Annotated in this window: 7 protein-coding genes and 1 pseudogene; 3 read left to right on the top strand and 5 right to left on the bottom strand. The window is 59.2% G+C overall.

Translation table 11 applies throughout. From position 1 onward, the window contains the following. Positions 1-193 precede the first annotated feature (193 nt). Positions 194-2,290 (bottom strand): NADH:flavin oxidoreductase, encoded by a 2,097-nt coding sequence (locus tag BF12_RS0117015; RefSeq protein ID WP_024953312.1) that lies wholly within the window; start codon positions 2,288-2,290, stop codon positions 194-196. A gap of 244 nt (positions 2,291-2,534) precedes the next feature. On the opposite strand from BF12_RS0117015, the gene BF12_RS0117010 reads away from it, so the two are divergent. Continuing rightward, a complete protein-coding gene (locus tag BF12_RS0117010) occupies positions 2,535-3,179 on the top strand; it encodes a TetR/AcrR family transcriptional regulator (RefSeq protein WP_024953311.1) in 645 nt (214 codons plus the stop codon). A 132-nt stretch (positions 3,180-3,311) separates the two neighbouring features. On the opposite strand, the pseudogene BF12_RS20765 reads toward BF12_RS0117010, so the two are convergent. Both BF12_RS20765 and uraH read right to left on the bottom strand, forming a co-directional pair. Next, positions 3,312-4,528 (bottom strand): annotated as a pseudogene (locus BF12_RS20765) (urate hydroxylase PuuD). A 36-nt stretch (positions 4,529-4,564) separates the two neighbouring features. Next, a complete protein-coding gene (gene uraH / locus BF12_RS0117000) occupies positions 4,565-4,903 on the bottom strand; it encodes a hydroxyisourate hydrolase (protein ID WP_024953310.1) in 339 nt (112 codons plus the stop codon). Positions 4,904-5,141: 238 nt separating this feature from the next. Here uraH and uraD point away from each other — a divergent pair, with 238 nt between their 5' ends. Then, complete coding sequence (gene uraD / locus BF12_RS0116995) at positions 5,142-5,675, top strand: 2-oxo-4-hydroxy-4-carboxy-5-ureidoimidazoline decarboxylase (protein ID WP_051511123.1); 534 nt, start codon at positions 5,142-5,144, stop codon at positions 5,673-5,675. A gap of 34 nt (positions 5,676-5,709) precedes the next feature. On the opposite strand, the gene BF12_RS0116990 is transcribed toward uraD, so the two are convergent. After that, the gene (locus tag BF12_RS0116990) at positions 5,710-7,029 is read right to left on the bottom strand and encodes an allantoate amidohydrolase (RefSeq protein ID WP_051511122.1); all 1,320 of its coding nucleotides are present in this window, start codon (positions 7,027-7,029) and stop codon (positions 5,710-5,712) included. Between the two features lie 5 nt (positions 7,030-7,034). Continuing rightward, positions 7,035-8,285 carry a pyridoxal-phosphate-dependent aminotransferase family protein gene (locus BF12_RS0116985; RefSeq protein ID WP_024953307.1) on the bottom strand — a complete coding sequence of 417 codons (1,251 nt, stop codon included), beginning with the start codon at positions 8,283-8,285 and terminating at the stop codon, positions 7,035-7,037. Positions 8,286-8,725: 440 nt separating this feature from the next. On the opposite strand from BF12_RS0116985, the gene BF12_RS0116980 reads away from it, so the two are divergent. Continuing rightward, positions 8,726-9,550 carry an inositol monophosphatase family protein gene (locus tag BF12_RS0116980; RefSeq protein WP_024953306.1) on the top strand — a complete coding sequence of 275 codons (825 nt, stop codon included), beginning with the start codon at positions 8,726-8,728 and terminating at the stop codon, positions 9,548-9,550. Positions 9,551-9,603 lie beyond the last annotated feature (53 nt).

Here is a 9,603-nt window from a genome sequence, read left to right as displayed (position 1 = left end):
GCACTCGTGAATAAGGCGGGTTCACACTAGAACCCAGCTCGCGAAAGTCATTTGAGCTGGGAGGGGTTGAGGTAGAGGAAATTCGCTGCATACGGCCACGGTTGATATAACCTTGCGACCCAAGAGCCAGGCATCAGCCTTGGACGCGCTCAAGTAACGGTTGGGTGATGTCTGGATCTGAGCATGTCAAGACTCACACCACCTTCATCAGCCTCAGTGCGTCATAGATTGCCGCATGGGTATTGCGGGTCGCGACGGCATCGCCGATGCGGTAGAGCTGGAACTTGCCGTCTGCTGAGCGCTCGGTGTGCTCTGGACTTGGGCCGTCTACAGGCTGGGCGAGTCCTTCGATCAAGGCGTCATAGTCCACTGCCCCGCCGTTTCGCGAGTAAGGTTTGAGTTCGAAGTAGAGATCTTCCATCGGGCGGGCGCCGTAGTTGACGACTACCTGATCGACGATTCGCTGATCCGCGTAGGCACCGGTGCCCTTGCCTTGCGCTACGGCGTCATCCAGATAATCACTGCCGATCTGGGCGATCAACTGGCCCTCCTCATCGCGCGTGACACCGCCGAGGCGATAGGTCGGCGTGAAGGTGACGGCGAGACGTTGCAGGCTGCGCATGTAGGGCACCAGGTTCATGGCCATGATTTCCGGCGCGAAGGTGCGGTCTGGCGTCATCATCTCGAGCCTGGCTCCGGAGTTGGCGATCCTCTCGGCTGCCTGGAGTGCGGCGTGGTCTCCCGCATCATCAAACAGCAGCACGTTGCGGCCAGGCGTGACATGGCCGGAGAGAATGTCCCAGCTGGAGACGACCAGCTCACTGCCGACCTGCGGCATGTCTTCCTCGGGGTAGCCGCCCGTGGCGACGATGACCACATCCGGCTGCTCCGCCAGCACGTCATCGGCCTCGGCGAAGACGTTGTAGCGAATCTCGACGCCCAGCGCCTCGCAGCGACTGATGCGCCAATCGATGATGCCGATCATCTCGCGACGTCGCTCGCTCTGCGCGGTCAGGCGAATTTGGCCACCGGGTTGATCCGCCGCTTCCAGCACCACCACCTGATGTCCACGCTCACCAGCGACACGCGCCGCCTCAAGCCCTGCCGGCCCCGCCCCGATGATCACCACCTTCCTGGCGACCTCGGCCGGTGCGATGTCATGCGGCTGCTCCAGCTCACGCCCGGTGGCGGCATTGTGAATGCAGTAGGCGGAGCCACCCTGATAGATGCGATCAAGACAATAGTTGGCCCCGACACAGGGACGGATGCTCTCCTCCTGCCCCGCCATCAGCTTGCGCACGATATGCGGGTCCGCCATGTGCGCACGTGTCATGCCAACCATGTCGACCTTGCCGGTGGCGATGGCATGGCGTGCGGTGGCGATATCCTGAATCTTGGCACCATGGAAGGTCGGGAAATCCATCGCCTCACGAATCTGTCCCGCAAAGTCCAGATGCGGCGCACTGGCCATGCCTTGAATGGGAATGACGTCAGTGAGCCCCGCATCGGTATCAATATGGCCGCGTACCACATTGAGAAAATCGACGTTGCCGCTATCACGCAACAGGCGTGAAATTGTCATGCCATCCTGCGCATCAAATCCCCCAGCGAGGCATTCATCGCCGGTATAGCGGACGCCAACGATGAAGTGCTCGCCGACGCGTGCACGGATCGCCGCTAGCACCTCAAGCGTGAAACGCAGGCGATTATCCAGCGAGCCGCCATAGGGAGATTCAAGCGTATTGGTCAGTGGTGACCAGAACTGGTCCATCAGGTGGCCATAGGCCTGTAGCTCGATACCATCAAGACCCGCCGCTTTCATGCGTTCTGCGGCATCCGCGTAATCATTGATCAGGCGCGTGATGTCCCAATCTTCGACGCGCTTGGGATAGGCACGATGAGAGGCTTCACGACGATGGGAGGGTGACACGGCGGGCAGCCAGTCAGCCTTGTCCCAGCGCGTACGTCGCCCCAGATGAGTGAGCTGAATCATCACCGCGGTGCCGTGCTCATGGCAGGCATCGGTCAACTCGCTCAGCCACGGCACCACCTCATCGCGATAGGCGAGGATATTGTTGAATACCGGCGGGCTGTCCTTGGCGACCGAGGCGGAACCTGCTGTCATGGTCAGCGCGATACCGGCACGTGCACGCTCCTCGTGATAGGCGCGATACCGTGCCTTGGGCATGCCATCTTCGGGATAGGCGGGCTCGTGAGACGTCATCATCAAGCGATTCTTGAGTGTCAGGTGCTTGAGCGTGAACGGTGTGAGCAGCGGATCCTGAGCCATGTGGCCTCCTGAAAGTCAGGTCATGAGAGGACGACAAACAGTCATGTCTTTATTGTGTACACTACTGTACATGGACTGACTATAGCCCTAGGATTCAGGTTATGCGCTGCCCCTGAACGCTGTTTCATGGATTCTGGCGCTGTCAGAATCGCCGATGTCGCAAACAGCATGCTCTTCGCTTTTGTCATTCTCACTCATCAGCCCACGCGGCCACGGTATCCGACAGCCCCTCAGGAGAACGTCAATGCCAGATGCCATCGATCACACACAGACAAACGTCAACACGCAGCCTCTCGGGCGCGGCAAGGCTGAAGACTGGCTGGAAGCCGCCTATCATCAGCTTCTCGACGGTGGCGTGGATTCGGTACGCGTGATGACGCTTGCCAAGACGTTGGGACTATCACGCACCAGCTTCTACTGGAGCTTCAAAGACCGCGAGGCGCTGCTCGATGCCCTGCTCGCGCGCTGGGATTCGACCAATACCGCCGGGTTGACACGACAATGTGAGCGCTATGCGGCGACAGTCGTCGAAGCCATGCTCAACGTCTTCGACTGCTGGCTGGATGAGACGTTATTCGACTCGCGCTTCGAGTTGGCGATCCGTAATTGGGCGGCCCAGAATGATGCGGTCGCAGACGCCGTCGCGGTGGCAGACAACGCCCGTATCACGGCACTGACGCAGATGCTGATCCGCTTCGAGCAGCCCGAGCAACTCGCCAACGTGCGTGCACGCACTATCTACCTGACACAGATCGGTTATCTCTCGATGCGCACCCAGGAAAGCGCCGCAGAGCGTATCGGACGCATGGCGGAATATGTCGAGGTGTTCGTCGGTGAGCGTTGCCAATCCGACGACATTGCGCGGTTTTCGTCGCGTCATCCCGCATAGTGAAGCGCGACTCTTGATAGATACCGATGCCATCGTCGACTCTTTCTAGCAAGCAAAAACCCCCATGATCTTCTCGATCAACGGGGGCTTTTGCTTGTGCGGAGGGCAAGGCTTGAACTGTCTAGAGACGAGTCATTGAGTCGCCTTCCACCAGTCATCCAGCAGCTGACGCTCGGCAGCGGTCATCTGCGTCATGTTCGCCAGCGGCATGCTCTTGTCGACCACACTGCGCTGGTGAATCCGCAGTGCCTGACGATCGATATCGTCCCAGTCATTGAATGCCATTCCTGCCGCCGGTGCTGTCAATCCAATCAGCGTCGGAGAATCGCTGTGACAACCCGCACAGCGATTTTCGATGATCTGCGCGACCTGTTCACGCATCGCGTCCGTGGCCTTGTCGCCTTCACTCGCAACACCGGCGGACGTGGCCGGGGACTGTGCTGTTGAAGATGCAGATTCTGGCAGCGGCGCTTGCGCTCGCGGGGCACACAACACGATGACACCGATCAACGCGAGCAGCGCCCCCACCGGCACCCAGCGTCGCTTGATGCCCTTGTGATGATCCACCGTAGCGATGCGAATCAAGCCACCTGTCACCAGCAGCAGCAGGATGACCCCGAGACGGTAGTCATTGGCATACAGCAACGGATAGTGATTGCTGATCATCATCAATACTGCCGGCAGCGTGATGAAGGTGTTATGCACCGACCGCTGCTTGGCGCGCTTGCCATGCACAGGATCCGGCGTTTCACCTCGCTGCGCCGCCGCCAGCAACGCCTTCTGGCCCGGAATGATCACATTGAAGACGTTACCCGCCATGATGCTGCCCATCAGCGCGCCCATCAGCAGGAAGGCGGCACGTCCTGAAAACAGCTCAGTGGCAATCCATGCCGCCAGTGTCAGCCAGAGCCCGACAGCGATGAACAGCCCACCACCATGACGTTTGAGCGGACTGCGGCAGATCGCTTCGTAGCCCATCCACCCTCCCACCAGCACGCCGAGTGCCGCGATGACAGCTTGGCTGCCACTCATCTCATACACGCGAGGATCGATCAGATAGGCGTGAGGCTGCAGGAGATAGATCAGTGTGAACAGCGCCATGCCAGAAAGCCAAGTGACGTAGGCTCCCATTTGAACCAGTGAATCTCACCTGGCAATATCTCGCTGACGCCATCATGTCGGAACAGGTGATAAAGACCGCCGCCATGCACGGCCCACAGCTCACCACCGGGCCGCCCATCCACCGCGTGATGGGCAGGTTGGCGACGGTTATCAAGCCAGATGAAAAAGAATGATGCGCCAATCCAGGCAATGCCGGCTATGACGTGCAGCCAGCGCGTCAGCAGCATCGACCAGTCCAGTAGGTATGCGCTCATGCAGACTCCTTAGCTGCCGCGATAGACGCTATAGGCCCACGGGGTGACCAGCAGCGGGATGTGGTAATGACCTTCAGCCTCAAGCGCACACTCGACAGGGATTCGCATCAGCATCCCCTTTCCACAGGGGCGTGTAGCAAAATACTCGCCGACCATGAAGCTGAGGCGATAGTCGCCGGGTTGATCATCATCCAGAAGCGGCGCATCTAGACGGCCATCAGCATTGGTGACACTACGAGCGATCTCATGGCAACTGCCATCCGCGGCTAACTGCTCCAGTACAATATGGATGCCGCTACCGGCAATACCTTCCGCTTGATTGAGCACGTGAGTCGTAAGTTTGGGCATTACGCCATCCTTGTAGTGTTGTCAGCGACCGAGGCACTATCGTTGTATTGCACCGCTGCGGTGCAAGCATTGACTGACCGATTGGTCAAGGTGCAATGTCGAGACTGCCCTGAGCGATGCTTCGGAGTCTCCGCCATGGATTGGCTCACCCGCTGTGAGATGATCGGCGGCACGCACCTTGCAGGCCTCAGATTCATCGTTGTACATACAACTATTAGCCCTTCAGGGAGCAAATCGCATGCCAATCGAGAGCCCCATGCGGTATATCGCGATGCTGGACACGCTCAATGTGCTACCGCCAGAGGCTTTGGCGCGTCGCTTGAGCGGGCTATACGAGCACTCGGATTGGGTGGTGGAGCGTGCCGCCAGCGAGCGGCCCTTCTACAGTCCAGAAGTCCTGCTGATGGCCTGTGCCAATGCCGTACGTGCCGGGAGTCTGGTGGAGCAACGCGCCTTGATACTGGCGCACCCGGAACTCGCCGTGAGCAAGCTGGACACCCTGACACGCGCCTCGCAGAGCGAGCAGCAAGGTGCTGGGCTAGATCAGCTGGATGACAACATGCGCAAGCGCTTCATCACTGCCAATGCTGCCTATCAGGCACGTCATCAGATCCCCTTCATCATCTGCGTGAAGGGCCATGATGCCGTGAGCATCCTTGATGAACTGGAGCGTCGCTTGCCGCACGCCCCCGAGGAAGAATTCAGCGAGGCGCTGGCGCAGATCGACGCCATCGCGGCGGTGAGGCTGCCCGCCATGCTGGAAGCTGAGTAAGACAGCCAGTCGGGAGCTTTTTTATCGTCGTCCCTCACACGGCACTGGCAGTATGTTTTGCGGCCAGTGCCTCGATGCTGGCGATCAGGGCGGACAGTGCTCGCGCAACATCTGCTTCAGTCACTGATTCCAGCGGATGATGGCTGATGCCGTGCTCGCAACGCACAAACAGCATGCCCACGGGGCATAGATGGCTGATCGCCATCGCATCATGGCCGGCACCGCTGGGCAGCCGGAACGCAGGTTGCCCAGTGCTCGCGATCCCCGTATCGATCGCTTGCATCAGCTGTGCGTCACAAGCCACGGCATCAGCGGCATGGGTCTGCTGGTGGCTCACGCTGATACCACGACGCTGTGCAATACGCTGTGCTGTGCTCAACAGCTCATCCAGTGCCTGATCACGCTGGGCATCATCCAGGGCTCGGATATCGAGACTGAGAGCTGCACGTCCCGGTATGACATTGACCGCACCGGGCCGCAGTTCACAACAGCCCACGGTGGCGACCAGAGAATGGTCTGACATGTCACTGCGCTTACCCGCTTGGACATCACGCGCCAGCGCCTCGACGGCCAGCGCCCATTCGGCTGCGGCGCACAAGGCGTCCTGACGCAGCGCCATGGGTGTCGTGCCAGCATGTCCTGCCTGACCCACGAAATTGACGGTGAAGCGGCGCGCGCCAGCGATACCCGTCACCGTGCCAAGTGCCAGCCTCTCAGCCTCCAGCACCGGACCTTGCTCAATATGCACCTCTAGATAGCCGAGCGGTGGTGCATCCTGCAACGAGGCTTGTGTCGCCGTCTGCCCCGACAGGCCAAACGCCTGAAGCGCCTCACCAAGACTCACGCCCTCCTCGTCTTCAAGCGCCTCCCAGTCAGGCTGCCAGCCACCGGCCATCGCATGGCTGCCCAATAGCGTCGCCCCGAAGCGGACACCTTCTTCATCGCCGAAGCCGACGACTTCAAGCGCAAACGGCAGTGCATGACCGTGATACTGGGCCTGATGCTGAAAGTGTGTCAGTGCCGCAATGCCCAATAGAACACCAAGAATGCCATCGTAGCGCCCGGCATCCGGCACGCTATCAAGATGCGAGCCGATCACCAGCCGTGGCGTGGCATCTGTATCCTGCAGTGCAGCTGGGCACCAGCGGCCCCATTGGTTGCCCGCACCATCCTGCCAGCTACGCAGCCCCGCCGCCGCCAGCCAAGCCGCCATCGTCGCGTTGGCTGCGGCGTGTTCCGAAGTGAGATAACGTCGATCGATGCCGTGCTCACTACAAGAAAGCGTCGCCAGCACGTCACAGGCTGTCAGTACGTCTGCTGCGCTGCACAGCGGCATCAGCGTGTCTTTCGCCATGACACTCATGCGTGACCTCGCAGGGCCTGATCCGAATAGAAATCGAGTGCTGTCCCGACGCCACTTCCACCCACGACGCTGATTCCACCGCGTCGCAGGGTCTGTTCAAGCGCCGCAAGCGTCGTCAACACGGTATCGCGCCGTGCGTTGTAGCCCATTACGCCAAAACGCCAGACCTTACCGTGGAGAGGGCCAAAGCTGGTGCCTATCTCGATGCCAAAGTCTTCCAGCATACTGCGACGCAGCCCTTCGCCTTCCAGTCCAGCGGGAATCACCGCCGCACTGACGTTGTGCATGCGATGCGCTTGATCACCGAACATCTCAAGCCCCAGCCCCTTTAGTCCCTCTACCATCGCTTGTCCGTGCAACGCATGGCGATCAATGGCGTTCTCCATGCCTTCATTGTTCAACAGGCGTGCACATTCGCGGGCGCCATACAGCATGCTGGTCGCCTCGGTATGGTGGTTGAGACGTAACTCCCCCCAGTAATCGAGAATCATCGACAGGTCGAAATAGTTGGAGCGAATACGCGCGCCGGGGTCGGTCAGACGATCACGTCCACTGCTGATGCCCGCCTCGACATGTCGGCGTCCATGTACGACCTCGACGGCACGCGATGAAAGCGTCAACGGTGAGCTGCCCGATGGACCCGCCAGACATTTCTGCAAGCCTGCCGTCACGGCATCCAGCCCCCACTCATCAGTCTTGAGCGAATTACCCGCCAGCGAGGCCGTGGCATCGGTATAGAACAGCACATCTTCACGACGACAGATTGCGCCAATCTCGGCCAGCGGTTGGCACATCGTGGTTGAGGTATCGCCCTGCACCAGCGCTAGCAAGCGCGGCTTGACCTTACGGATCGCGGTCTCGATCTGCTCCGGCTGAAAGACTTCGCCCCAGGGACACTCGATCACATGCACCTCACCGCCACAGCGCTCTGCGATCTCACGCAGCAGATGACCGAAACGCCCGAATATCGGTACCAGTACTCGCTCGCCTGGCTTAATCAATGACACCAGCACAGCCTCGATACCAGCACGCGAGGTGCCATCGATCAGTAGTGTGGCGGTATTGTCGGTGGCAAAGACCTCGCGATAGAGCTGCATGGTCTCGTGCATGTACTGCGTCATGGCCGGATCGTATTGGCCGATCAATGGCGCTGAAAGTGCGCGCAATACGCGCGGGTCAGCATTGATCGGCCCGGGCCCCATCAGTAAACGCTGAGGGGGGTGAATCTGGTCAAAGGGTGGGCTCACGGTCGCTCCTTGAATACTGGGCACTGGCGCATCACGTTAGATGACACCGTTAGCTGACAGGCTCGTCGAGTGGCAGATGTCCTTCAGACACTTTGCAACAAATGCGCCATCTGCTGCTATATGAAACATCTGCTGAGAAACACACTGCACGCATTGTCATCCAATAGAGATATTGCGACAGATAATGTGAGCACTATCAAGATAACGGGATAATTTCATGGGCAATGCAGCATCATGATGCTGATGAGTAAGTATTACGCACCATCGCAAGACGTTATCTCGTAACAATGGGGAGGCAGAAAGATACCGTCGATAACAGCTGTCGATGACAGCGCATGGCTGAACTCGCCACACGAGTCTGTTATACAGAAGGGAACGCGGTGGATGAGAACGGTCATTCATGTCCTCATTCACCCTATTCGTCACCGCTGGAGAGCCACATGACGCTGGAACAACGCTTGGAACGCGCAACGGAGCTGGCCAGAATGGCTGGTGAACGGATGATCAAGGCGCGTGAGGAGCAAGGGTTTGCGCACCACTACAAGAAAGGTGATGAGCTAGTCACCGATATTGATGTCGCGATTGATACCTTGCTGGCCGAGGCACTGGAAGCTGAATTCCCTGAAGATGCCCGCCTGACCGAAGAGTTGTCCCCGGAGCGCGATGTCATTGCCACCAAGGGCGGTCTATGGGTAATCGATCCTATCGATGGCACCGTCAACTTCTCGCATGGCCTGCGTCATGTGGCAGTCTCCATCGCGTGGTGTGAGCGCGGCAAGATTCAGATGGGCGTCGTGCATGCGCCTTTCCTCGGTGAAACCTTCACCGCGATTCGCGGCAAGGGGGCATGGCTCAACGGTGAGTCGATTTCGGTCAGTGGCATGGAAGAAATGAGTCGTGCGCTGGTCGCCACCGGTTTCCCGTACAACCGCGATAGCCGTCCGCCGCTGCTCAAGCGTCTCTCGGCCATGTTGCTGGTGTGTCAGGATGTGCGTCGTAACGGTAGTGCAGCACTCGATCTGTGCGATGTGGCCTGCGGCCGCCTGGACGCTTATTACGAGAGTGTTTCGCCGTGGGACTTTGCCGCTGGCCTACTGATCGCGCGTGAGGCTGGTGCACGTACTGGCCATCTCTATCGCTGTCCAGATGGCATTCCCGAGGAGCTCTATGGCGAGAATATCGTGGTCAGTACACCTGAGTTGCATGCACCACTGAAGCGTCTCTTGGAAGACGCGGATGCCACCTCCGGTCTACCGGGTTTGTAAGACTTCGATGTCACCCTTGCTCGCTAGAGATAAAAACGGCCCGCACTCCATGG

The organism is Cobetia crustatorum (genome assembly GCF_000591415.1).
Classification (GTDB): Bacteria; Pseudomonadota; Gammaproteobacteria; order Pseudomonadales; family Halomonadaceae; genus Cobetia; species Cobetia crustatorum.
Note: the sequence above shows the minus strand (reverse complement) of the source record. Positions and strands in the feature narration are given on the sequence as shown.